The sequence below is a fragment of the Pseudomonas kairouanensis genome, from assembly GCF_004682055.1.
Taxonomy (GTDB): Bacteria; Pseudomonadota; Gammaproteobacteria; order Pseudomonadales; family Pseudomonadaceae; genus Aquipseudomonas; species Aquipseudomonas kairouanensis.
Genome location: NZ_QUZU01000010.1, coordinates 136,656 through 158,716 on the forward strand (window position 1 = coordinate 136,656; position 22,061 = coordinate 158,716).

At 63.4% G+C, this 22,061-nt stretch carries 25 protein-coding genes; 4 read left to right on the forward strand and 21 right to left on the reverse strand.

The features are described 5' to 3' along the window. Both gspL and gspM read left to right on the forward strand, forming a co-directional pair. Positions 1-1,098, forward strand: a complete 1,098-nt coding sequence (gene gspL, locus DYL59_RS11000) for a type II secretion system protein GspL (protein ID WP_135289205.1) — start codon at positions 1-3, stop codon at positions 1,096-1,098. Further along, positions 1,095-1,541, forward strand: a complete 447-nt coding sequence (gspM, locus tag DYL59_RS11005) for a type II secretion system protein GspM (protein WP_238340663.1) — start codon at positions 1,095-1,097, stop codon at positions 1,539-1,541. The genes gspL and gspM overlap by 4 nt, the downstream gene beginning before the upstream one ends. Here the strand turns inward: gspM and DYL59_RS11010 are convergent. After that, positions 1,538-2,758, reverse strand: coding sequence for an MFS transporter (locus DYL59_RS11010; protein ID WP_420359279.1), 1,221 nt, complete (start codon positions 2,756-2,758; stop codon positions 1,538-1,540). The two genes, gspM and DYL59_RS11010, sit on opposite strands and share 4 nt — an antisense overlap. Before the next feature lie 173 nt (positions 2,759-2,931). Here DYL59_RS11010 and DYL59_RS11015 point away from each other — a divergent pair, with 173 nt between their 5' ends. Together DYL59_RS11015 and DYL59_RS11020 are read left to right on the forward strand one after the other, a co-directional pair. Then, positions 2,932-3,825 (forward strand): LysR family transcriptional regulator, encoded by an 894-nt coding sequence (locus DYL59_RS11015; RefSeq protein WP_135289207.1) that lies wholly within the window; start codon positions 2,932-2,934, stop codon positions 3,823-3,825. A gap of 87 nt (positions 3,826-3,912) precedes the next feature. After that, positions 3,913-4,296 carry a type II toxin-antitoxin system PemK/MazF family toxin gene (locus DYL59_RS11020; protein ID WP_135289208.1) on the forward strand — a complete coding sequence of 128 codons (384 nt, stop codon included), beginning with the start codon at positions 3,913-3,915 and terminating at the stop codon, positions 4,294-4,296. Positions 4,297-4,512: 216 nt separating this feature from the next. Here the strand turns inward: DYL59_RS11020 and DYL59_RS11025 are convergent, their stop codons facing one another. The 20 genes from DYL59_RS11025 to DYL59_RS11120 are packed head-to-tail and all read right to left on the reverse strand — an operon-like array spanning position 4,513 to position 21,833. After that, positions 4,513-4,932 (reverse strand): hypothetical protein, encoded by a 420-nt coding sequence (locus DYL59_RS11025; protein WP_135289209.1) that lies wholly within the window; start codon positions 4,930-4,932, stop codon positions 4,513-4,515. A gap of 26 nt (positions 4,933-4,958) precedes the next feature. Continuing rightward, positions 4,959-6,185, reverse strand: coding sequence for a beta-ketoacyl-ACP synthase (locus tag DYL59_RS11030; RefSeq protein ID WP_135289210.1), 1,227 nt, complete (start codon positions 6,183-6,185; stop codon positions 4,959-4,961). Beyond that, entirely contained in the window at positions 6,185-6,913 is a 729-nt protein-coding gene (gene fabG, locus DYL59_RS11035) for a 3-oxoacyl-ACP reductase FabG (protein ID WP_135289211.1), read from the reverse strand. Before fabG ends, DYL59_RS11030 begins: the two co-directional genes overlap by 1 nt. Next, positions 6,910-7,371 carry a hotdog family protein gene (locus DYL59_RS11040; RefSeq protein WP_135289212.1) on the reverse strand — a complete coding sequence of 154 codons (462 nt, stop codon included), beginning with the start codon at positions 7,369-7,371 and terminating at the stop codon, positions 6,910-6,912. Before DYL59_RS11040 ends, fabG begins: the two co-directional genes overlap by 4 nt. After that, positions 7,368-8,534 (reverse strand): beta-ketoacyl-[acyl-carrier-protein] synthase family protein, encoded by a 1,167-nt coding sequence (locus DYL59_RS11045; protein WP_135289213.1) that lies wholly within the window; start codon positions 8,532-8,534, stop codon positions 7,368-7,370. Before DYL59_RS11045 ends, DYL59_RS11040 begins: the two co-directional genes overlap by 4 nt. Continuing rightward, on the reverse strand, positions 8,531-9,013 hold the full coding sequence (locus DYL59_RS11050) for a hypothetical protein (RefSeq protein ID WP_135289242.1): 483 nt from the start codon (positions 9,011-9,013) through the stop codon (positions 8,531-8,533). The genes DYL59_RS11045 and DYL59_RS11050 overlap by 4 nt, the downstream gene beginning before the upstream one ends. Next, complete coding sequence (locus DYL59_RS11055) at positions 9,010-9,744, reverse strand: class I SAM-dependent methyltransferase (protein ID WP_135289214.1); 735 nt, start codon at positions 9,742-9,744, stop codon at positions 9,010-9,012. The genes DYL59_RS11050 and DYL59_RS11055 overlap by 4 nt, the downstream gene beginning before the upstream one ends. Next, on the reverse strand, positions 9,741-10,988 hold the full coding sequence (locus tag DYL59_RS11060) for an NAD(P)/FAD-dependent oxidoreductase (protein ID WP_238340664.1): 1,248 nt from the start codon (positions 10,986-10,988) through the stop codon (positions 9,741-9,743). Before DYL59_RS11060 ends, DYL59_RS11055 begins: the two co-directional genes overlap by 4 nt. A 33-nt stretch (positions 10,989-11,021) precedes the next feature. Continuing rightward, positions 11,022-13,334 (reverse strand): MMPL family transporter, encoded by a 2,313-nt coding sequence (locus DYL59_RS11065; protein ID WP_135289215.1) that lies wholly within the window; start codon positions 13,332-13,334, stop codon positions 11,022-11,024. Further along, positions 13,324-14,007: an outer membrane lipoprotein carrier protein LolA gene (locus DYL59_RS11070; RefSeq protein WP_135289216.1), complete on the reverse strand. Its 684-nt coding sequence runs from the start codon at positions 14,005-14,007 to the stop codon at positions 13,324-13,326. Before DYL59_RS11070 ends, DYL59_RS11065 begins: the two co-directional genes overlap by 11 nt. Then, positions 14,004-14,429 (reverse strand): acyl-CoA thioesterase, encoded by a 426-nt coding sequence (locus tag DYL59_RS11075; protein ID WP_135289217.1) that lies wholly within the window; start codon positions 14,427-14,429, stop codon positions 14,004-14,006. The genes DYL59_RS11070 and DYL59_RS11075 overlap by 4 nt, the downstream gene beginning before the upstream one ends. After that, entirely contained in the window at positions 14,422-15,963 is a 1,542-nt protein-coding gene (locus DYL59_RS11080) for an HAL/PAL/TAL family ammonia-lyase (protein ID WP_135289218.1), read from the reverse strand. Before DYL59_RS11080 ends, DYL59_RS11075 begins: the two co-directional genes overlap by 8 nt. Next, the gene (locus DYL59_RS11085; RefSeq protein ID WP_135289219.1) at positions 15,947-16,882 is read right to left on the reverse strand and encodes an LpxL/LpxP family acyltransferase; all 936 of its coding nucleotides are present in this window, start codon (positions 16,880-16,882) and stop codon (positions 15,947-15,949) included. The genes DYL59_RS11080 and DYL59_RS11085 overlap by 17 nt, the downstream gene beginning before the upstream one ends. Next, complete coding sequence (locus DYL59_RS11090; RefSeq protein ID WP_135289220.1) at positions 16,879-17,613, reverse strand: glycosyltransferase family 2 protein; 735 nt, start codon at positions 17,611-17,613, stop codon at positions 16,879-16,881. Before DYL59_RS11090 ends, DYL59_RS11085 begins: the two co-directional genes overlap by 4 nt. Next, on the reverse strand, positions 17,606-19,276 hold the full coding sequence (locus DYL59_RS11095; protein WP_135289221.1) for an acyl-CoA synthetase family protein: 1,671 nt from the start codon (positions 19,274-19,276) through the stop codon (positions 17,606-17,608). The genes DYL59_RS11090 and DYL59_RS11095 overlap by 8 nt, the downstream gene beginning before the upstream one ends. Then, complete coding sequence (locus DYL59_RS11100; protein ID WP_135289222.1) at positions 19,273-19,818, reverse strand: COG4648 family protein; 546 nt, start codon at positions 19,816-19,818, stop codon at positions 19,273-19,275. The genes DYL59_RS11095 and DYL59_RS11100 overlap by 4 nt, the downstream gene beginning before the upstream one ends. After that, positions 19,815-20,069, reverse strand: coding sequence for an acyl carrier protein (locus DYL59_RS11105; protein ID WP_003187949.1), 255 nt, complete (start codon positions 20,067-20,069; stop codon positions 19,815-19,817). The genes DYL59_RS11100 and DYL59_RS11105 overlap by 4 nt, the downstream gene beginning before the upstream one ends. A 9-nt stretch (positions 20,070-20,078) precedes the next feature. Beyond that, positions 20,079-20,348, reverse strand: coding sequence for a phosphopantetheine-binding protein (locus DYL59_RS11110; RefSeq protein WP_135289223.1), 270 nt, complete (start codon positions 20,346-20,348; stop codon positions 20,079-20,081). Beyond that, positions 20,326-21,138 carry a lysophospholipid acyltransferase family protein gene (locus DYL59_RS11115; protein WP_135289224.1) on the reverse strand — a complete coding sequence of 271 codons (813 nt, stop codon included), beginning with the start codon at positions 21,136-21,138 and terminating at the stop codon, positions 20,326-20,328. The genes DYL59_RS11110 and DYL59_RS11115 overlap by 23 nt, the downstream gene beginning before the upstream one ends. Continuing rightward, positions 21,114-21,833: a beta-ketoacyl synthase chain length factor gene (locus tag DYL59_RS11120; protein ID WP_135289225.1), complete on the reverse strand. Its 720-nt coding sequence runs from the start codon at positions 21,831-21,833 to the stop codon at positions 21,114-21,116. Before DYL59_RS11120 ends, DYL59_RS11115 begins: the two co-directional genes overlap by 25 nt. Between the last annotated feature and the right edge of the window lie 228 nt (positions 21,834-22,061).

Here is a 22,061-nt window from a genome sequence, read left to right on the forward strand (position 1 = left end):
ATGAATACCTGGCTGCATTTGAGTGCCGAAGGCCTGGCCACGCCGTCGGGGCAATGGCCGTGTTGCGTCCGGCAGGCAGGCGTTGATAGCTGCCAGATGGCCCTGATCGATGCGTCCCTGTTATTGAGGGGGCAGAAGGTTGACCTGCTGTTGCCGATGGAAATGTGCAGTGGCCTGCGCAGCGAACCCTGGCCTTCAAGGCGTCGTCCCAGCGCCCAGGCGATTGCCTTCGCCATCGAGGAGCAACTGGGCGAAGAGCTCGACGGCCTGCATGTCTGTGCCGGGCGGCGGGACGCGGCAGGGTGTTACACGGTGCTGGTGACGCACAAGGCGCGCTTCAAGGCGCTGCTGCAACTGCTGGCCTCGCTGGGCATCGACGTTTGCAGCGTGCATGTGGATGCCGATGTGCTGCCTGCCGACGGCCACGCGGCGGTGAGTTGGCAGGGGCGCCGGGTACTGGGCGCTCCGGTGCGCCTGGCGTTGTCCGAGTCGGCACTCAAAGCGCTGGAACCTTTGTTGGGGGAGCCCTTGCAGTGGTTGGACGACGCCCAGAGCCGTGAGGTGATCGAGCAAGCGTTGTGGGGCCAGGGGCCGTCGATCAACCTGCTGCAAGGCGAGTTTGCCCGCACCCGCCAGCCTTGGCCCTGGCCAACGGCCGCGCTGGCAGCTGCCATGATGTTCACGTTGGGTTGGGGGTTTATGCAGATGCGTATCCAGCACGTTGAAACCCAGGCGCAACAGCTTTATGCGCAAAGCGTCGAGCACTTCCAGGCGCTGTACCCGGAGCAGGCTCGAATTGTCGATCTCGCCGCACAGTTCAAGGCCTTGCAAGGCACGCGTGCCCACTCACCTGAAACACCGTTGGCACGCCTGGTCAGCCTTACCGAGCAGGTGGTGGGAGGGGGGGATGTGAATGTCGAGCGTATTGAGTTTCGTCGCGGTGAAGGCTGGAAAATCCAATTGACCACCCACGGTTTCAGCGAGCTGGAACAGTTGCGTGAACGCGGGCAATTGAGTGGCATGCCCGTGCGTGTGGGCAATGCCAGCAAGGAAGGCAGCCGGGTGCAGGCGGTGTTGATGCTGGAGGACGCATCATGAGGGCCAAGGTGATGCAAGGCCTTCACGCCTGGAAAGCGCTGGCCCCTCGCGAGCGTTTTTTATTGGGCGCCCTGGCGTGGTTTTTGATCGCCCTGCTGTTGTACCTGATGGCGTGGCAGCCCAGCCAGCAGCGGCTGGTCAGCGCCGAGCAGCGCTACCAGCGACAGTTGGCATTGGCGCAGCAGTTGAAGCAGGCCCAACCAGGCTCGGCATTGCAGGCTCAAGGGGCGCCGCAGGCCTCGAAGATCAGCCAGAGCGCAGAGGCGGCAGGGCTGAGCCTGCAGCAGATTGAAGTTGAAAGCGATCAGTTGCGCCTGACCCTCAGCGGCGATGCACAAGCCCTGCTGACGTGGCTGGCGCAACTGGAGCGAGAGGCCGGGGCCTTCCAGATGCTGACCCTGGAGAAACGCGACAACCTGCTGGAAGCGCGACTGGTGCTCTAGACCTTGGCCAATGGCGGTAATTTTGCCAGCTTCAAGGCCACCAGTAACGCACCCAGCAACAGCGCCACGATAAATGCGCCGATGCCGTTCCAGCCTGCGAAGTGCCAGAAGAACCCACCCGCTGTCCCCGCAACGCTTGAGCCCACGTAATAGCTGAACAGGTACAGCGACGACGCCTGCCCCTTGGCTTTCACCGCACGGCGGCCGATCCAGCTGCTGGCCACCGAGTGGGCGCCGAAGAAACCGAAGGTGAAGATCAGCATGCCCGGCACTATCAGCCAGAGCGGGGTGAACAGGGTCAGCACCATGCCAGAGAGCATCAGCACGATGGTGGCCCACAGCACACGACGACGGCCGAGGCGGTCGGCCAGGGAGCCGATCTTCGCCGAGCTGTAGATGCCCGAGAGGTACACCAGCGACAGCAGGCCCACCACGGCCTGGCTCAAGTCATACGGATCGGCCAACAGGCGATAACCGATGTAGTTGAACAGGGTCACGAACGCGCCCATCAGCAGGAAGGCCTCAAGAAACAGCCAGGGCAGGCCCGCGTCCTTGAAGTGCATGACAAAACCGTCCAGCAGGTTGCGTGGCTTGAGGCTGCTGGCGCGGAAGTTGCGCGATTCGGGGAGGATTTTCCAGAACACCGTGGCCGCGATCAGCGCCAGGGCGCCGATGATCAATGTGGCGGTGTGCCAACTGACGAAGTCGATCAGCACGCCCATGATCAAGCGCCCGCTCATGCCGCCAATCGCATTGCCGCCGATGTACAGGCCCATGGCCAGGCCGATGTGCTGCGGGTGGATCTCTTCACTCAGGTAGGTCATCGCTACGGCGGCCAGCCCGCTGAGCGACAGGCCCACCAATGCGCGCATCAGCAAAATCCCTTCCCAGTTCGGCATCAGGCCGCTGGCGATGGTGGCCAGCGCTGCGCAGAACAGTGCGCAGACCATCACCGGCTTGCGCCCCAGGCGGTCGGAGATCGGCCCGGTGATCAGCAGGCCCAGCGCCAGCATCGCCGTGGCCACCGACAGGATCAGGCTGCTTTGCGCCGCGTTGATCGAAAACTCATGGGACAGCGCCGGCATCATCGGCTGCACGCAATACAACAGGGCAAACGTCGCGAAACCACCGCAGAACAGCGCCAGCACCGTGCGCATAAACATCGGCGTGCCTTTTTCGATGAACGCGTCGTTGAGCTGGGCGACGACTTCATCCAGGGCGGTGGGCGGGACTTCTTGTGCGAGTGGAGCGACAGCAGGATTCACGGGGGACCTCGGGAGGTAAGAGCGTGCCAGGACCGGCAATGCAAAAAAGAATATAGCTGGCTAATGATTCTTTCCAATATATTGTTCGACCTGTTTAAGAGCTTTTACGACCTAATGAGGTTTGCATGGAATTGCGTCACTTGCGGTACTTCATCGCGGTCGCCGAAGAACTGCATTTCGGCCGGGCCGCGCAGGTGCTGGGCATCTCGCAGCCGCCGTTGAGCCAGCAGATCCAGGCCCTGGAGCAGGAGGTGGGCGCGCGGTTATTCGAGCGTACCAATCGTCGGGTCGAGCTGAGTGAGGCGGGGCGTTTGTTCCTGCACGAGGCGCGGCTGGTGCTGGCCCAGGTGGATAAGGCTGCGGATGTAGCACGACGGGCGCAGTTGGGGGAACTGGGGGAATTGAAGATCGGCTTCACCTCGTCGGCGCCGTTCAACGCCAGTATCCCCAAGGCAATCTTTGCGTTTCGCCAGGCGTTCCCTGCGGTGCACTTGAATTTGCAGGAAATGAGCAGCACCGAAGTGGCTGAATCGTTGGTGGATGAGTCGATCCAAGTGGGCTTGATGCGGCCATTGCCGTTGCCCGATTCCTTGAGCGTCGTTGAGCTGATGCGCGAACCGCTGGTTGCCGTGTTGAGCGCCGGGCACCCGTTGGTACACGGCACTGAACGCGGCCTGCACCTGGCGCAGTTGGCGGAGGAGCCCTTCGTGTTTTTTCCGCGCAGCTATGGCAGTGGGCTCTACGCGCAGTTACTCAGCCTGTGCCGCGACGCCGGCTTCAGCCCGCACTTCGCCCAGGAGGCGGGCGAGGCGATGACCATCATCGGCCTGGTAGCGGCGGGGTTGGGGGTGTCGGTGCTGCCGGCGTCTTACCAGCGCATCCGGATTGATGGCGTGGTGTATCGCACCTTGCTGGACCCGGAGGCGATGACGGCGGTGTGGTTGGTGCAGCGCAAGGGGGGGCAAACGCCGATGGCAGAGGCGTTTGTGGAGTTGTTGACGCGTGAGGCGGCGGTGTAGGTTCGGTCACATATCAGGTAACGCACCCGCCTTAGTGGTTCGCCGAAAAATTGCGCAAAATCGCTTTTTATCAAGCGAGTGGTATGGATGGCACTTCTCTATCAGCCCAAGGAGGGCAGTGTTTTGATTTGTGACTTTCGGGGTTATGAAATCCCTGAAATCATCAAGATCAGGCCCGTGATTGTGATACGCAAGCACCGAACCAATAAGTTGCTGGTGACAGTGGTGCCGCTGAGCACTACTGCACCAAAGACGGTTCTGGAGCATCATTTACAGCTCGACAGTCATCTTCAAGGCGCGAGCCCGATCTGTTGGGCGAAATGTGACATTGTGGCAACGGTGAGCCTGGGGCGACTCGATAGGATCAAAAGCAAAGACCGCCAGGGCAAACGAACTTACAAAATCGCAGAACTCACCAGCGAGCAGTTTCATTTAATAAAAGCGGCGGTGCGCAGTGCACTTGGGTTGTGATGAGCTTGGTGACAGACGAGCGGCGTTTAGCCACCGATTGCAGGCGAAGTGTTTTCAGGCATACTGCCCACGTTCCCGCAAGGGGCTTGTGAGACTCTTAGGATCCTGGGCAACCAGCCATCGCAGAGCCAGGCAGGAAGCGGCGATGACAAGCCAACCTGTTTGTGAAGAGGGCGCCGAAAGGCGCCCTTTGTCGTTTCTGAAGGTATGACAGTATCAGTTCTGCCCCGACGTATCCGACACATTCACCCCATTGCTACGCAACGCCGCCATGATGTCGCGGTCCAGCATGCTGATCCAGCGGTTGTAGTTGCGATGGATCTTGCCGTCCTTGTAGCCCAGGTCGCGGCTGTCGCGGTAGGTGATGGCGTAGCTGTTGCGGGTGTAGCGGATGTCGATGGCGGCGTAGAACTGGTTACGCACGTTGATCTCGGCCTGTACCAGCTGCGGGCTGAGGCGTTGCACCGTCCAATTGCGCTTTTGCAGGGCGTTGACGATGATCGTTTTGACCTTTTCTTCGCTGACCTGGGTGTTGGCCGGCAGTTCGTGCTGGGTGTTGAGGATCGGCTTGTTGGTACAGCCGGCGGTGGTCAACAGGGCCAGGGTGATCAGGGTAGCGCGTAGCAAGGAAGACATTCCGTATTCTCCAATCGATTCAAAAGTCAGGACCAGCGGCGAAAGATCAGCGACGTGTTCACGCCGCCAAAGGCAAAGTTGTTGTTCATCACGTAGTCGTGGTGCATCTCGCGGAATTCACCTTGCAGGTAGTCCAGCTCGCCGCATTGCGGGTCGACGGACGCCAGGTTGAAGGTGTGCACGTACTGATTGCGGTTCATCATCTCGATGCTGAACCACGACTCCAACGCCCCGCAGGCCCCCAGGGTGTGGCCCAGGAAGCTCTTTTGCGAGCTGATGGGCATGCGGCTGCCGAACAGGCTGCTGGTGGCCAGGGTTTCGGCGATGTCGCCCTGGTCGGTGGCCGTGCCATGACCATTCACGTAGCCAATGGCATCTGGGGTCAGCCCCGCATCTTCGAGCGCCAGTTCCATCGCCCGGCGCATGGTTTTCTGCTCTGGGCGCGTGGTGTGCTGGCCGTCGGCGTTGCTGCCAAAACCCACCAGCTCGGCATGGATATGCGCGCCACGGGCCAGGGCGTGTTCCAGTTCTTCGAGCACCAGCATGCCGCCGCCTTCACCGATCACCAGGCCATCGCGGCCGGCGTCATAGGGGCGGGGGCTGGTTTGTGGCGCATCGTTTTTCAGGCTGGTGGCGTACAGCGCATCGAACACCATGGCTTCGGTGGGGCACAGTTCTTCCGCGCCACCGGCCAGCATCAAGGGCAGGCGGCCGAACTTGATCGCCTCATAGGCGTATCCAATGCCCTGGCTGCCGCTGGTGCAGGCGCTGGAGGTGGGAATCAGCCGCCCGGTCAGGCCAAAGAAGATGCTGATATTCGCCGCCGTGGTGTGGGGCATCATGCGCACATAGGAGTTGGCGTTCAGCCCCTCGGCCACCGAGTTCAGCAGCATATTGCCGAAGGCCTTGATCTCGTCGGTGCTGCCGGTGGACGAGCCGCAGGCCACGCCCATACGCCCGTCCTTGATCGACTCATCGCCCAGCAGACCCGCGTCTTGCAACGCCTGCTCCGCCGCCCACACCGCCAGGCGCGAGACCCGGCCCATGCTGCGCAGCTGTTTGCGGGTCCAGTGGGCCGGCACTGCAAAGTCGTCGATCGGCCCGGCCAGGCGTGTGTTCAATTCGGTAAAACGATCCCACTCGTCCATGCGGCGAATGCCGCTGCGATTGGCGCGAAAGTTCGCCGAGATGGTGTCCCAATCGCCGCCCAGGGAGGTCATGCCGGCCATGCCGGTGACTACGACGCGCTTCATCAGCACAGGCCTCCGTTCACAGCCAGAACCTGGCGGGTGATGTAGCCAGCCTCGGCCGACATCAGGAAATTCACCGCCCCGGCGACTTCCTCCGGGGTGCCCATGCGTTGCGCCGGGATCATCTTCATCAATTCTTCCACCGGCACGTTTTCATCCAGCATCGCGGTATCGATCAAGCCCGGCGCCACGCAGTTAACGGTGATCTTGCGCTTGCCCAGCTCAATCGCCAGCGCCTTCGCCGCACCGATCAACCCGGCTTTGGAAGCACTGTAGTTGACCTGCCCACGGTTGCCGATCAAACCCGACACCGAGGTGATGCACACGATGCGTCCGGCGGCGCGACGACGAATCATCGGCATCATTACCGGGTGCAGCACGTTGTAGAAACCGTCGAGATTGGTGCGCATCACCACGTCCCAGTCGTCTTCGGACAAGGCCGGGAACGCACCGTCGCGGGTCAGCCCGGCGTTGAGCACCACGCCGTAATAGGCGCCGTGTTGCTCAACATCCGCTTCCAGGATTTGCTTGCACACAGCCCGGTCCGCCACATCGAATTGCAGCACCCGTGCCTTGCGGCCCAACGCTTGAACTTCGACTTGCACCGCGTCCGCTTCGGCACGGCCACTGCGGCAATGCAGCACAATGTCATGGCCGGCCTGGGCCAGGCGCAGGGCAATGGCGCGGCCGATACCACGGCTGGAGCCGGTGACCAGTACGGATTCAGTCATGGCGTTTCGTCCTTCGATTCATCTAAATAGTTGGCCGCCTGGGGCGGTCGGAATACGTTCAAGCGGGCGCTGGCCTGGATACCTTCACCAGTGAGGTGGCATTCGAACACACCCATGCCGTTGTCGTCTTCCAGCGAACGCAGGCCGTGGATGGTCAGCTCGGCGCCTGCGGGAAAGTGCTCCACATTGCATTCGAATTTGCGTGTGCCCAACAGGAAGCCCAGCTCCACCGCTTCGCCTTTCTGGCGCGCACGGCACCCCGCGTAGGCAGCGACGCTTTGCGCCATCAGCTCGATGCCGACCCAGGCTGGCAGGCTGCCGTCCGGGCGGTTGAACAGGCCGCCGGGCTTGACGGTCAGGCGGGTGTGGATCTGCTCGTCATCGAACGACAGCACCTGGTCGATCAGGATCATGTCGCCGGCATGGGGCAGTAATTCGGCGAGTGGCCAAGGGGTCATGGGGCCTCTCCGATAATCAGGCTGACGTTATTGCCGCCGAAGGCAAACGAGTTGCTCATCAAGCGGCGTTTTTCCAGGGGGGCGCCGTTACGTGCCCATTGCAGGGCGGGCAAGGCCGGGTCGGCCTGGCCGTCCCATACATGGGGCGGCACCACGCCGTGGGCCAGGCTCAGCCAGCAGAACGCGGCTTCCAGTGCGCCGGCAGCACCGAGGGTGTGGCCGCTCATGGGTTTGGTCGACGAACAGGTCACCCCTTGCGGGAACAGGCTGGCGACGGCCAGGCTTTCCATGGCGTCGTTGTGCTGGGTGGCGGTGCCGTGCAGGTTCAGGTAGCCGATCTGCTCGGGTGCAAGCTTGGCGCTCGCCAGGGCCTTGCGCATCGACTGCAACGCGCCTTTGCCACTGGGCTCGGGCGCGGAAATATGGTGTGCATCGCAACTGGCGCCGCTGCCCAGCAGGGCGATAGGCGCCGGTTGCCGCGTCATCAGGAACAACACCGCCGCCTCGCCGATATTGATGCCATTGCGGTTTGCCGAAAACGGGTTGCAGCGCTCGTTCGACACCGCTTCCAGCGCACTGAACCCGTTGAGGGTCAGCTTGCATAAACTGTCGACGCCGCCGCAGATCACCGCATCGCACACCCCCAGGTCCAGCAGGCGCTGGGCGCTCATCAGCGCGCGGGCGCTGGAGGTGCAGGCGGTGGAAATCACATAGGCCGGGCCACTCAGTTGCAGCCAGTCGGCCAGGAAGTTGGCCGGCGCGCTGAGTTCCTGTTGCTGGTAGTCGTAGTCACCGGGGAACTGGCTTTCGCGCAGGTAATGGGCGATGCCGCGACTGGCTTCGTCGATGCCCGAGGTGCTGGTACCCAGGACAACGCCGATGCGTGAGGTGCCGTAGGTGCTGATCGCTTGGCGAATTTGACCTTCGATCTGCAGCGCCGCTTCCAGCAGCAACTGGTTATTGCGGCTGCTTTGCTGGCCCAGCTCTGACGGGATGGTCGCCAGTTCGCCTGGCACGCTACCCACCGGCAGTACGCGCTCCGGCACCCAGCCGCTTTCGGCGCGCATGCCTGAGCAGTCACCGGCAAACAGGCTGCGGCCAACGTCGGCCTGGCCACGGCCGAGGGCGCAGATCACGCCCAGGGCGTTGAGGTAGGCAGTCATCGTGCGGCCCCAAGCGGTGTAATGCGGTAGCTCAGGGCCTGCCCGCTCATGTTTACGCTGAACACCTCGGATGACTGGTACACGATCTGCCAATGGCCGGGCAGGGTGCGCGTCAGGTCCCTGGCTTGTGCGTCTGGGTAAAGCGCGCGCAGGTCATCGGCCGAGGCCAGCGCAAACAGCAGCGCTGCAAACAGCTCGCGGGCCTGGGGGTTGGGCGGCAGCAAGCCGTCGGCCTGCCATTGGCCATCGATCAGCTTTTGTCGGGCCTGGGGGATGCCCAGCGGGTCCATCATCGACCAACGGATGCCGCCGCCTTCGCGCTGGATCACCAGCAGCCAGTCCTGGCGTTGGCCGTCGGCCAGGCGCTGCACATGCAATTGCATCGGCAGGGCCAGGGCCGCAGGTTTCTGGGGCAGCGGTGGTTGGCTGGCGCAGGCGCTCAGCAGCAACAGGCAGCCGATCAGCAGCAGGCGCATCATGGGGTAGCGCTCGCCAAGGGTTTGCGTGCCACGCAATTGACCAAGGTCTCTTCACGCTGGCCCACCGGCGGTGCCTTGCGCAGGCCCCAGCGTTCCAGCAGGCCGAAGTCGCTGGAACGGCTCCACCACAGGTACGGGTACGACACGTTCTGTGGGCCGAACTCAAAGCCCTGCTCGCGCAGCATCTGCAGGTACTCTTCGGCGCTTTTCTGCACATGCATGGGGTGGCGGAACAACCAGCGGATCACCCAGGTGTCGATATAGGCTTCGGTGGACTCGGCAAACAGCAGGTAGCCCCCGGGCTTGAGCACGCGGTAGAACTCCTTGAGGGCGCGATGCTGTTCAACCAGATGGTGGAAGGTCTGGTGGCAGAACAGGATATCCACACTGGCATCCGGCACATCGAGGGTGGCGCAGTCGCTGCCGATCAGTTCCACGGCCATGCCCTGGCGCGCGGCTTCGGCCTTGCTCAGTTCTAGGCTATGGGGGTCGGCATCCAGGCCGATCAGGTGCTGGGGGGCGAACACCTGCTGCAGATACTGGAACGACTTGCCCTGGCCGCAACCGGCGTCCAGCAACACCGGCGCGTCTGGCAGCGGGTCGGTGAACAAGCTGCGCAGGTCGTTGATCGCCACGCGCAATACATGGTGCTGCCAAGTGTGGCTGCGCAGGAACCAGAAGCCGAACCTGGTCTCTTCGACGTAGTTTTTACTCAAGTACTGACTGCTCATACCGACTCACCCGCACAAATCTCTGACAGCATCCGCAACCGCCGCTTAGGCTCGCTGACGAACGGGTTGCGTTCATCCCACGCATAGCCTGCCAGGATCGAGCAGATCATCCGGCGGATCTCCGGCGAGCTGTCGGGGTGATAAATCACATCCTGGAAGGTCCCTGCGTACCAGCCTTCGACGTAGCAGCGGAAGGTGTCGACACCGCGCTTGAGGGGCTCTGCAAATTCGGTTTGCCAGTCCACCGTTTCGCCCGTGAGTTGGCGATGCAAGAGACCGGCGGCCATGCTCGCCGAACGCATGGCGATGGTCACGCCCGAAGAAAACACCGGGTCGAGGAATTCCGCCGCATTGCCCAGCAGCGCAAAGCCCGGACCGTGCAGGGTTTTGACGTTGGCAGCAAAGCCGCCGATGGTGCGCGCCGGGGTGTCCCACACGGCGTTTTGCAGCACGCTGGACAGGCTTGGGGTTTCGTCGATAAAACTGCGCAGGCACGCGTCGAGGTCGCTGTCGCGGCCATCGAAGTGCTCCTTGGCGGCGACCACGCCCACCGAGCAGCGGCCATTGCTGAACGGGATGGTCCAGAACCAGATATCACGCTGGGTCGGGTGGGTGCTGACCAGGATCTTGGTGCGGTCGAAGCCTGGGTGTTCGATGCGGTCTTCAACGTGAGTGAACACGGCCTGGCGCACCGGGAAATCCGAAGGCAAATCCAGCTCCAGCAGGCGCGGCAACACGCGGCCATAGCCGCTGGCATCGAGCACGAACTTGGCCTTGAGGTGGTATTCGCTGCCGTTTTCGCGGCGTACGTGCAGGTAGCGGCACTCGCCCTTGAAGTCCACGCCGACGATGGTTTCGCCGTAGCGGATCTCCACGCCTTGCAGCGCCGCCTGGTCGGCCAGCAACTTGTCGAAATCGCCGCGCTGCACCTGAAAGGTGGTGGGTTTGCCGTTGCTGAACGTATCGCTGAAATCAAATGCGCTGTAGCGCTCGCCCCAGGCAAACGCCGCTCCCGTCTTCAGTTGGAAACCGGCGGCCTGCACCGCGTCGAGCATGCCGGCTTCTTCGATAAAGTCGATGCAGTGCGACAGCAGGCTTTCGCCAATCGAGAACCGCGGAAAGTGCTGGCGCTCGATGATCAATACATCATGCCCTTTGCGCTTCAACAGCGCGGCGGCGATAGCCCCGGACGGACCGGCACCGATCACCACCACCTGGCGACGTTCCATTTCAACTGTGGGCACGAGGGCTCCTTGCCGCATTGGCGATAATCCGATTCATATGGCGTGTTTCTGTTGGCCAGCCCAGGGCGCCAGCATAAAGCTGAATGCCAGGCCCAGGCTGACCGATAAGCCGAAATTGCTCACGGCGGCGGTGCTGGACACCGCCAGCAGGCCGAACGACAACCAGGTCGTCAGCGCCGCCAGCAGCGTGCCGAGAAGACTGACCGCCGGGCCGCCGATCTGCTCGCGCATCAAGATGGCGTAATCGACGCTGATGGCCGTGACCAGCAGCAAACCGAACAGGCTGAACAGGGTCAGCGGCTGGCCCAGCCAACCCAGGCTGGCCAGGCTGCACAGCGCCGCCAGCAACGGCAGGGCGACGATGCGCAGGGCACCGCCGAAACCAAACGGCATGATCAGCAGCAGCACGATCAATACGCACGACATCAACTTCAATTCGGCCGCGCTGATCTGCGTGTCGGCAAACACCCGGTTCAAATCCCCCAGGCGATCCACCAATTGGACCCCTGGCAAATCCAATGCTTGCACCCGCAGCAGCGCTGGGTTGTTCAAGCCTTGCAGGCTGACCATCGCTGCGACGCCGCCGTCTACCGGGCCCAGCCACAGCGTGCGCCAGGGTTCGGCCATCGGCCCTGCCAACGCAGCATCAATGTCTTGGGTGGGCAGCGCTTGCAGTTGGGCGACCTCCGCCTGCAGGGCGCTGGCGGGCACGCCGAGGTCCAGCAGCGGTTGCCAGTGTTGCGGTAAAACGTTCAACGCATCGCGCAGCTGTTGTTGCTCGGCGGGCAGGCTGACCAGTTGGTGGAGCGCCAGGTAACCCTGCAGCTTGTCCATGTTCACCAGTTGATCCAGGCGTTGGCCCAGGGCACTTTCGCGCTCCAGCAACTGCTGCTGGTTCTCGGCGCGCACCAGGAAGAACTGGCTGGTGGGTTGGAACCCGGTAATACGTGCCACGGCTTGCGCTTCTTGCAGCAGTTGCGGCGGCGCGCCGATCCATTGGCGAATATCGTTCTTGCTGTTCAAGTGCCACAGGCCGCCGGCGCAAAACAGCAGCAGCAACACCAGCAGCACCGGGCTTGGCACGCGCTTGAGCAACGACAAGCGCGCCTGCCAAAAACATTCAGCAATGCGCAGTGGCCATTGCGCCGGGCGCAACTGGACACCCTTGAGCAGCGCCGGCAGCAGGCACACGGCGCACAGGTAGGCGCCCACCAGGCCAGCGGCGGAGAACACGGCGATCTGAGTCAGCGCCGGGAACGGCGTCCACGCCAGCGCCAGGTAGCCGATGCAACTGGTGGCCAGGCTCAGGCTCAACCCTGGCAAGGTGATGCGCAACGCCGGCCAACTGCGCCAGGGCTGCAGGCTCCAGCTTTTGGACAGGTAGTGCAGCGGGTAATCCACCGCCACCCCGATCAGGCTGGACCCCAGCACCAGGGTCATCACATGCATATGGCCGAACAGCGCCACGCAGGCCACCGCGCCGAACAGCATGCCCACCAGCACGGGCACGAAGGCCAGCAACACACGCCAACGGCGGAACGCCAACAACAGCAACAGCAGGATGCCGACGGTCGCGCCGCCGCCCACCCAGGTCATTTCCCGCGTGGCTTGCTGCTGGCCATTGGCGGCGTACAGCAGGCCGCTGGCGGCGAGCAATTGCGCGCCTTGTTGCGCCGCCTGCGCGCGGCTGGCCTGGAGCAGGTCCGCCACTTGCAGCGGCAGTTTCATGTCGAAGGCATTGCCGGTGGTGCGCGCCCGCAGCAGCACCCAGCTTTTGCCATCGGCATCGGCAATCAACGCGCCGCTGCCAATGTCCAACTGCACCGAGCCATGTTGCGGCTGGCTGTTCTGGATGCGTCCGGTCAGGCCCAGCCAATCGTCCTGGCTGGGCACCAGGCTGAAGCCGGTAAAGGGGTCGAACAGGGCTTGCACGCGCTGTTGGATAAATGCGTCGGGCTGCGCGATCAGTTGCTCACGGTCCTTGGCCGACAGCATCGCCAGGCGCCCGCGCAGCAGTTGTTCGCGCAGTGCCGGCAGGTCGGCTTGCAGGTTCCACTGCACTTTTTCAAACAGGCCGCTGGCTTGCCATTGCTCGCCCAATTGCTGCGCCACCGCTACCGCTTGCTGGCGGTCGGTGTGGCCGACGAGTACCAGCATCTCGCGGTTGAGCGGCTCCTGCATGCGCTGTTCGGCTTGCAGTTCAAGGGCATCCGGCGTGTTGCCCGGCACCAGTTCCATCAGGTTGGCCGACAGTGGTGCGCCATGGCGCCACTGCCAGCCGGCCAGGGCCAGCACGGCCACCAGCAGGATCAGGAACAGGCGCGGCAGCAGGCGTTCACTGGGCAAAGTCGTGTTGCTCCGCGTCGCTCAGGGGCAGGTCGGCGTGGCTGTCCTGCATGCGCAGCAGGGTGCTGTCACCCTGGGTTTCCAGCAGTTCGATGGTGTGCACCAGGTCGCCACCGTCGATATTGATTTGGGTGAACACCTGCTTGAGCAACAGAGAGCGGGGAATCAGCGTGAGCTTCCACTGCTTGGCTTCGCCTTGCAGTTGCAGTTCGAAGTCGCGCTGCAAGCCGCTACTGTCGCCCTGGAGCACGGCAAGGAACAGGCGATTCTGCTCGGCGCCGGCGCTCTTGTTGGGCAGCAATTGCCAGCCAGTGGCATCACGGCGGGCGATGCCCTGGGCGCTGATGCGGTAGTCCTGTTGCAGTGGGGTTTTGAGCAGCCACAGCAGGCCGTGGTCTTTGGCCAGCACGAAGGTGCCTTTGCTGACCAGGGGCTGGGGCAGGGCACGCAGGTGTTTTTCCTGGGTGAAGCTGCCGTGGATGACCGAGGGTTTTGCAAGCTGGTCGCTGAGTTGCTGCAAATCAAAAGCGTGCGCACTGAAACTCAGCAACAACCCGACCCCTGTAGGAGCGAGCTTGCTCGCGAAAAACCTTAGGGCGCTGCGGAGTGCCAGGCAACCCGCGTTATCGTTGGCGATTTTCGCGAGCAAGCTCGCTCCTACAGGGGGGCTCATGTCAGGGCCTTTTCTACGGCGTCGGTGAAGACTTTGGGGGAGGCCAGTTGCATCTCGCGGCTGGCGATTTCTACCGCCACTTGCACGGTGCTGGCACGGGTCAACCGCTCGCCGCTGGCCAGGTCGGTGATCAGGTAGTTGACCTTCAAGCGGTTCTCCCACTCCACCAGGCTGGCGCGCACGTTGATGGTCTGGCCGAACACCGCGCCGCGCACGTAGCGCAGTTGCATGTCGATCACCGGCCACGCGTAGCCCGCTTCGAGCATGGCCGTGTAGTTGTGCCCGATCTGGTCCAGCAGCGCGCAGCGGGCTACTTCCAGGTATTTCACGTAATGCCCGTGCCACACCACGTTCATGGTGTCGACGTCAAAAAACGGCACGAGGATTTCGGTGTCGCAATGCAGTACGCCGGGGCTACGCATGCAGCCTCCAGTGTTGCGCGGCGATGCGTTGCAGGCACAGGCGCAGTTCGCCTTCCAGGGCGCGGTCTTCGATCACCGGCGGGAAGTCCTCGGCCAGTTGCTCATGCATGGCCGCCAACGCTGGCGGCAGTGGCCGTGCATCCTCGGCCTGGGCCCGCAGCCACACGCCCTGGTTAGCGGCCAGCAGCGTGGCGGCGGCGACCTGTTCGGTCAGCTCCAGCACGCGGATCGCATCGCGGGCGGCGATGGTGCCCATGCTCACCTTGTCCTGGTTATGGCATTCGGTGGAACGCGAGAACACGCTGGCGGGCATGGTGTTTTTCAGCGCTTCGGCGGTCCAGGCGCTGGTGCCGATCTGCACGGCCTTGAAGCCGTGGTTGATCATCGCGCGATCGGCAGGGGCGCCGGACAGGTTGCTCGGCAAGCCGTGGTTGTAGCGCACATCCACCAGCAGTGCGAGCTGGCGGTCGAGCAGGTCGGCGACGTTGGCCACCAGGGTCTTGAGGCTGTCCATGGCAAACGCGATGTGGCCGCCGTAGAAGTGGCCGCCGTGCAGTACGCGTTCTTCCTCGGCGTCGATGATCGGGTTGTCGTTGGCGCTGTTCAGTTCGATCTCGATGAACGAACGCAGCCAGTTCAGGCTGTCGGCCAGCACGCCGAGGACGTGGGGCGCGCAACGCAGCGAGTAGCGGTCTTGCAGGCGATGCAGCGGCGCGGTGGGCGCATCGATGGCCAAGTCCTTGCGCAGCCAGGCGGCGACTTGCATCTGCCCTGGGTGCGGCTTGGCGGCGAACAGGCGCTCGTCGAAGTGTTCCGGGTTGCCTTGCAGCGCCACCACGTTCAGTGCGGTGATGCGCGTGGCCAGTTGCAGCAGGTAGTCGGCGCGGGCGAACGCCAGGCAGGCAAGGCCGGTCATCACGGCGGTGCCGTTCATCAGGGCCAGGGCTTCCTTGGGGCGCAAGATCAGCGGGTCCCAACCCAGCTCACGGTGCACATCGGCGGCCTGGCGACGTTCGCCACGGAACATCACTTCGCGTTCGCCGGACAAGGTGGCGGCCACGTAGGACAGCGGCGTCAGGTCGCCGCTGGCGCCCACCGAGCCTTCTTCCGGGATCAGCGGCAGCACGTCGTGTTCGAGGAACGCGTGCAGGCGCTCCAGCAGCTCCACGCGCACGCCGGACACGCCGTGGCACAGCGACTGCAAACGCGCCGCCAGCACCGCACGGGTGGCTTGGGCGTCGAGCAACTTGCCCAAGCCGCAACCGTGGAAGGTGTACAGATGACAGGGCAGCGCTTCAACGTGCTGCAACGGCACCGCCACCACGCAGGAGTCGCCGTAGCCGGTGGTCACGCCGTAGATCACGCCTTCCTTGTCCAGCAGCGAGTCGAGGAACTGCGCGCCCTTGGCGATGCGCTGGCGATAGGCGGCATCGTCCTGCAATTGGGTAGGCGCCTGACGGTTGGCCAGGGCCAGCACGTCTTCGATGCGCAAAGGGCGTTCGCCAAAGGTTACCGGCTCAAGATGCGTCGTCATCGGTCTTCCAGAAAGGGTAAAAGTTGAACCATTGTTGGGGCGCTTCCAGGCAGAACTGGCCCAGGCGTGCGGCGTAGCGCGCGGTCCACAGGGCTATGACCTGCTCGCGGGTATTACGTTTCCACTCGATCAGCGGCGTGAACGGCTCGATGGTCAGGCGATAGCGGCTTTTGTGCTTGAGGCACATCAGCAGGTTCACCGGGCACTTGAGCAGACCGGCCAGCAGCCATGGGCCTTGGGGAAAGGCCGCGTCATGGCCGAGAAAATCCACTCGCACCGTGCGCCCGCCATGCAGCGGCACGCGGTCACCGGCAATGGCCAGCCACTCGCCGTCGTCCAGGCGCTGGCTGAGCAGCAGCATGGTGGCCGGGTCCAGTTCGCTGACCTGAATCAGGCGCAAGTGGGTCGCCCCGGCTTCGCCCAGCAGGCGGTTGAATTGCTCGGCGTGCTTGGTGTGCACCAGCACGTTCATGGTGACCTGCTCGCCAATCTCGGCGAGGGCACGGCACACTTCCAGGTTGCCCAGGTGCGCGCCCACCAGCATCTGCCCGCGTTCGCCGCGCAGTTGCCCGCGCAGCTTCGCCGGGTCGTTGATTTCGATCTGTTCCAGGCGCAGCTTGCCGTTCCACACGTCGAGCTTGTCGAGCAGGGAGTCGGCAAAGGCCATGAACTGGCCGAAGACCCTGCGGTGGGAGGGGCGCAGTTCATCGCGCCCGCTCCAGTCGGCCAGGCGCTGCTGGTATTGCCAGGCGCTCTGGCGTGCCGTGCGGCCGAACAGGAAAAAGTACAGCACGATGCCATACAGCACCGGGCTCAACAGGCGTCGGCCAAGCACCTTGGCGGCGAACGCGGTGAGTTTCATCAGCCAATAACTGCCGCGCTCCTCGCGGTCGGCCCAGTGCTTGGTGCTGTCGCTCATGCCTGCCACCGTCGCCACAGGATCATGGGCGCACGCACCAGCATGCCGAAGAACAACCGGGTGTGCATGGCCGAGATGCGTACGTTGTCGCGAAACAGACGAAAGTGCGACAGGCCATCGGCAGGGTAATGCACCCGCGTCGGCAGCCAGCGCATCGGCTGGTTGCGCCAGGCCAGGCGCACGAGGATGTCGGAGTCGAAATCCATGCGTGTGCCGATATAAGCCGAGTCCATCAGTGCCAGCACCGGTGCCAGTGGGTACACGCGAAAGCCGCACATCGAGTCGCGGATCTGCAGCGACAGGGTGTTGATCCACACCCATACGTGGGTCAGGTAGCGGGCGTACAGGCGGCCCTTGGGCACGCTGTCGTCGTATTCGGGGTAGCCGCAGATGATCGCATTGGGGTGCGTGCGGGACGCGGCGAGGAAACTGGCGACGTCGCGCAGGTCATGCTGGCCGTCGGCGTCCACTTGCAGGGCGTGGGTAAACCCCAGGCGTGCGGCTTCGCGAAAACCGGCCATCACGGCCCCGCCCTTGCCCTGGTTGGTGGGCAGGGTGAGCAGGGTGACGTTGTCTTGGGTAGCCAGTTGCGCCAGCACCGCTGCGCAGGCCGGGCTGCTGCCGTCGTCTACCAACAGGCACGGCAGGCCGCTGTTAAGCAGGCTTTGCACCACGGCGGGCACGGCCGCTTCGTGGTTGTAGACCGGGATCAGGGCGCAGGGGTTATGCATGCGCCTGCTCCAACAGGATGCGACCGCTGGAGCACGCCGCGACGCCATTGCGATAGGCAAAGTACAGCTTGCCGCGCTCCTGGTCGAAACGCAGGTGCAGTTCGACCCGATCGCCCGGTCTTACCAGTTGTTGGAACTTGAGGACTTCCATCCCGGCAAAAGTGGCGGGCAAATCGAGCAACTGTTGGCCCAGGTTGAACGCCCATTCCACTTGCACCACCCCCGGCAGCACCGGCGTGACGGGGAAGTGGCCGCTGAAGTAGGCCAGGTCCGGCGGGATGCTCAGTTGCAACGTCCACTCGCCATCGGCTTCAACCTGTTCCAGTACTTCCGCAGCTTTGGGTCGTGGTGCCAACAACAGCGCCTCGACTTGGGCCTGGGGCAGTTTGCCTTGGCTGTTCAGGGGCAGTTGCCGCAGCAAACGCCAGCGACGGGGCAGGGCCAGGGCTTCGCAGTGTTGGCTCAGGTGCTGGCGCAGGGTTTGGGTCAGCGTGCGTCGGCCCTGGTTGCGCAAGGCATGCAGGCCATCGGCGCTCAGCACCACCAGGGCGCCGAGGGACGCGCGGTTTTCCTGTACCACTCCCAGGCGGGTTTCGGCGACCCAGGGGTGGGCCATCAGGGCTTGTTCCAGCATGGGCAGGGAGATGCGTTTTTCTTCGAGCTTGACGATGCGGTCGAGACGGCCGAGCAGTTCGAAGCGGCCATCGGCATGGATACGCGCCGCGTCGGCGGTTTGTTCGATATGGCCGGCAGGCAGGTACGGCGAGGCGATGCGCAGGGCGCCGTCGGCGTCTTGGCTGAGCACCACATCGGCAAACGGCTGCCAAGGCTGCGCACCCTGGCGCCAGGCGATGCCGCCGGTTTCCGAACTGCCGAGAATTTCTGTGGGCCATTGTTGCAGACGATCGTAAAGCTCCCCGGCGGCCTCGATGGGCAGGGCGCCACCGGAAGAAAACACTCGGGATACCTGGCTCAGTGCGGGCCAGTCGAGGTTGTCACCCATGCGCTTGAGCAGCGCCGGGCTGGCGACCCAGGCGAACTGCCCATGCTCGCGGCTGGCGCGCTGCAAGTCTTCGGGAAAGGCCAGTTGCTTGCGCACAAAGGTGCGTCCGGCGCACAGCGGCCACAGTACGCGGAACAGCAAGCCGTAGATGTGTTGGGTGGCGACGCTGCCGATGATGCAGGCGTCGTTGAGGTCCGGGCCCCACAAGGTTTCCAGGGCCTCGACTTCGTTGGCCAACTGGCGCAGGGTCTTGTCGATACGCTTGGGCTCGCCGCTGGAGCCGGAGGTGCACAGGCTCAGTTGGCAGGCGTCCAGGTCCAGCGCGGCAGCGCTCAACGGCGACTGATACAACGCGTCAAGGTCCGCCGCCTCGGTCAACCAGGCGTCAACGGCAGCGTCCCAGCGTTGACGGGTCTGGGGTTGCAGGTCGGCGGGCAGCAGCACGCCCACCCCGGCCCGCCAGGCGCCCAGCAAGGCAATCGCCAGCAGGCCTGCGTCTTCCAGGTGCACCGCCAGGCGCTGGATGCCGCGCGCTTGCAGGCCTGCCGCCAGGCTCAGGGATTGCTCCCACATCTGTGGGTGGTTCATCTCAGGTTCAGTGGTGACCAAACGCTGTTGCAGCGGCTCAAGCAGCAAGTGCTCAAGTTTCAACCCTTTCATACGCGGCCTCGAACCCTTTGTCGTACCAGCCATTCCACGGCAAACAACAGCCCCATCAGCCCGTAGGCGATCAGGCCGTTGTACAACGTCCACCAGCTCAGCGGCGCCCACAGCGTGAGGGCGGCGGCGAGCAGGCCATTACATAGAAAAAACACACTCCACACCACGGTCACCCGGCGGGTATACACAATGGCGTGGGGTGGCAATACGGGGTCGGTCATGCGCGCCAGGCGCTCCACCATCGGCGGGCCATATTTGAGGCTCAAGCCGAACAGCGACAGCATGAACGCACTGACCAGGCTCGGGTACCAACGCAGCAAATGCGGGTTGTCGAACCAGGCCAGCAGCAGGCAGAACACGATCACCGCCAACGCCATCCAACGGCTACCGGGGCGGCGTGCGCCGGTGAGTGCGCGCAACAGCCAAAGGCTGCCCAGCAGCAGGCCGAATTGCCAGGGAGCGAAGTGCTCGGTGCCGTAATACACCGCAAAGGGGTACAGCAGCCCCGCCAACAACAGGCCAAGGCCGATCAGCCGGCTCATGCGGCAGGCTGGACCAGACGGTACACCGCCTCAACCACGTCGTTGACGGTGCGCACGGCCTTGAATTCTTCGGCGGCGATCTTCTTGCCGGTCTGGCGCTTGATATGGTCGATCAGGTCCACGGCATCGATGCTGTCGATTTCCAGGTCCTGGTACAGGTTGGCGTCAAGGGTGACGCGTTCCGGCGGCAATTCAAACAGTTCCACCAAGGCGTCGCGCAGGGTGTTGAAAATATCGTCACGAGTTTGCATGGTACGGTCTCAGGCTGCCTGTCGGGCCGTGACGAACGCCGCAAGGCTGGCCACGTTGGTGAAGTGATTGCGGGTGTCCTTGGCGTCGGCATCTATCTTGATGCCGTACTTTTTCTGGATCGCCAGGCCCAATTCCAGGGCGTCTACCGAATCCAGGCCGAGGCCTTCGCCGAACAGGGTCTGGTCGCTGCCAATGTCGTCGGCACTGATGTCTTCCAGGCCCAGGGCCTCGATGATCAGTGCCTTTATGTCGTGCTCAAGGCGGTGTTGGTCGCTCATCTTCGGCGAGCTCCTTAATAAAATAGTGGTGCAGGTAATCGTTGAGCTTGCGTGAGGCCTGGGGTGCGGGCCCCAATGTTGCGAACGCCTGTGGTTCTATATCGGCACCCACGCGCAAACTGAAGTGAAAGCGGCATTTTGGGATGCGATACCAGGGCTCGGCTTTGGTCAGTGTGGTCGGACTGACCTTGATCACTACCGGGGTCAGGATTGTCGCACCCCGCAGTGCAATGGCGGCGCCCCCGCGATGAAAGGCAGGCGCAGCGCCCGGAGTGGTGCGGGTGCCTTCGGGAAAGATGATCAGGGTCTGGCCTTCGCGCAGGGCGTTGGCGGCGGCGTCGAGCATGTCGGCGCTGCCGTCGTTGCTGATATAGCCCGCATCACGCACAGGCCCGCGCATGAACGGGTTCTGGAACAGGCTCTGCTTGACCACGCAGTTGGTCTGGCGCATCAGGCCGATCAAAAACACCACGTCGATCAGCGACGGGTGGTTGGCAACGATCATCTGGCCAGGGCGCCCGAGTTTCTCGGCGCCTTCGACGCTGTAGGTGAGCACGCCAAAGCGTTGCATCAGGCGGATAAAGAACCAGAACAGCTTGCTGATGGTGTGGCGCGCACGGCGCCGGTGTGCGTCGGCACTGCCCGGCAGGCAGCTGAGCAGCGGAAACACCAGCAAACGCAGGCACAGCCCGCCCACACCGAACACGAAGAAGCTGGCGGCGGTGGCGAACAGGCGCCAGTAGTAGGCGTCCCGAGGCTTGTCGGTCACGGCTTGCGTTGCCAGTTCCATACGCGATTCTTCCAGGCATGTTGGCAGGTAGCCTGCTGGCTGAGCAGGGCGCGCAGCAGGTTCAGGGCGTGGGGCCATTGGGTTTGAGAGGGTTGGACAGTGCCCGCGCTCAATTCCAGCTGCCACTCGTCGCCCGGTGTCAGCAACAGGCCGAGGGCATAAGGGAACGGCACATCATGGATCCAGCTGGCGTAGGCCTCGGGCGGCTGTTCTTCGGTGATCACCAGCAACACGGCCGGCGCGCCTTCGTTCAACAATGCGGCCGCTTCGAGCATGCCGTGTTCCAGGCCGTCGCCGGCAGCTGCGAGGGCGGTCATTTCGGCGGTTTCATTGCGCAGGATCGACCACAGGCCGATCACGGCGTTGTGCACCGACAGGCTGAACTGGGTTGGCGACAGGGGCTGGTCGTTGGCCAGGTCGCTGAGGATGTCGAGGGTGCGCGGGGTTTCGCCATGCCGGGAGATAAACACCAGCGGCAGGTCCTCAAGGCCTTCGGCCAGCGGCCAGCCCACACTGAACGCCATGCGCGCCAGGCGGCTGAGGCGGCGGCGTTGCATGGCGGGCAAAAAGGAGACGTCGGGGGCGGCTTCGCTTGCAGGCGGCAACACCGGGTCCTGGCACCAGGCCTGCCAGTCGTCCGCGCTTTCGAGCCCAGGGGCCCAGGCACGCCATTGGGCGATGTTGAAAGTGATCACTGAGAAGTTATCCCGCCCCTGCGGGCTTCCATGTGCGGCTGTTGGCCCCGAATACCGGGACAGGGAGCAACCGCCGAATGGCGCGCATTATCCCGGTGCCGTGGGCTTCTAGCAAACTTTGGTAAAGAATTGTTCACGGCTGATTACAAAATGGTTGCGAAGGGAGAGGGATTGTCGGTTACACAGGCCTGAATTGGATTGTCGGACCGTTCTGTTTAATTTGTCGGT

Coding starts and splice junctions, on each gene's coding strand:
- DYL59_RS11015 (WP_135289207.1), top strand. CDS start 2,932: ATGGAATTGCGTCACTTGCGGTACTTCATCGCGGTCGCCGAAGAACTG.
- DYL59_RS11045 (WP_135289213.1), bottom strand. CDS start 8,534: ATGACTGCCTACCTCAACGCCCTGGGCGTGATCTGCGCCCTCGGCCGT.
- DYL59_RS11050 (WP_135289242.1), bottom strand. CDS start 9,013: ATGATGCGCCTGCTGCTGATCGGCTGCCTGTTGCTGCTGAGCGCCTGC.
- gspM (WP_238340663.1), top strand. CDS start 1,095: ATGAGGGCCAAGGTGATGCAAGGCCTTCACGCCTGGAAAGCGCTGGCC.
- DYL59_RS11055 (WP_135289214.1), bottom strand. CDS start 9,744: ATGAGCAGTCAGTACTTGAGTAAAAACTACGTCGAAGAGACCAGGTTC.
- fabG (WP_135289211.1), bottom strand. CDS start 6,913: ATGACTGAATCCGTACTGGTCACCGGCTCCAGCCGTGGTATCGGCCGC.
- DYL59_RS11095 (WP_135289221.1), bottom strand. CDS start 19,276: ATGAAAGGGTTGAAACTTGAGCACTTGCTGCTTGAGCCGCTGCAACAG.
- DYL59_RS11110 (WP_135289223.1), bottom strand. CDS start 20,348: ATGAGCGACCAACACCGCCTTGAGCACGACATAAAGGCACTGATCATC.
- DYL59_RS11105 (WP_003187949.1), bottom strand. CDS start 20,069: ATGCAAACTCGTGACGATATTTTCAACACCCTGCGCGACGCCTTGGTG.
- DYL59_RS11030 (WP_135289210.1), bottom strand. CDS start 6,185: ATGAAGCGCGTCGTAGTCACCGGCATGGCCGGCATGACCTCCCTGGGC.
- DYL59_RS11115 (WP_135289224.1), bottom strand. CDS start 21,138: ATGGAACTGGCAACGCAAGCCGTGACCGACAAGCCTCGGGACGCCTAC.
- gspL (WP_135289205.1), top strand. CDS start 1: ATGAATACCTGGCTGCATTTGAGTGCCGAAGGCCTGGCCACGCCGTCG.
- DYL59_RS11080 (WP_135289218.1), bottom strand. CDS start 15,963: ATGACGACGCATCTTGAGCCGGTAACCTTTGGCGAACGCCCTTTGCGC.
- DYL59_RS11040 (WP_135289212.1), bottom strand. CDS start 7,371: ATGACCCCTTGGCCACTCGCCGAATTACTGCCCCATGCCGGCGACATG.
- DYL59_RS11020 (WP_135289208.1), top strand. CDS start 3,913: ATGGCACTTCTCTATCAGCCCAAGGAGGGCAGTGTTTTGATTTGTGAC.
- DYL59_RS11070 (WP_135289216.1), bottom strand. CDS start 14,007: ATGAGCCCCCCTGTAGGAGCGAGCTTGCTCGCGAAAATCGCCAACGAT.
- DYL59_RS11025 (WP_135289209.1), bottom strand. CDS start 4,932: ATGTCTTCCTTGCTACGCGCTACCCTGATCACCCTGGCCCTGTTGACC.
- DYL59_RS11090 (WP_135289220.1), bottom strand. CDS start 17,613: ATGCATAACCCCTGCGCCCTGATCCCGGTCTACAACCACGAAGCGGCC.
- DYL59_RS11085 (WP_135289219.1), bottom strand. CDS start 16,882: ATGAGCGACAGCACCAAGCACTGGGCCGACCGCGAGGAGCGCGGCAGT.
- DYL59_RS11100 (WP_135289222.1), bottom strand. CDS start 19,818: ATGAGCCGGCTGATCGGCCTTGGCCTGTTGTTGGCGGGGCTGCTGTAC.
- DYL59_RS11075 (WP_135289217.1), bottom strand. CDS start 14,429: ATGCGTAGCCCCGGCGTACTGCATTGCGACACCGAAATCCTCGTGCCG.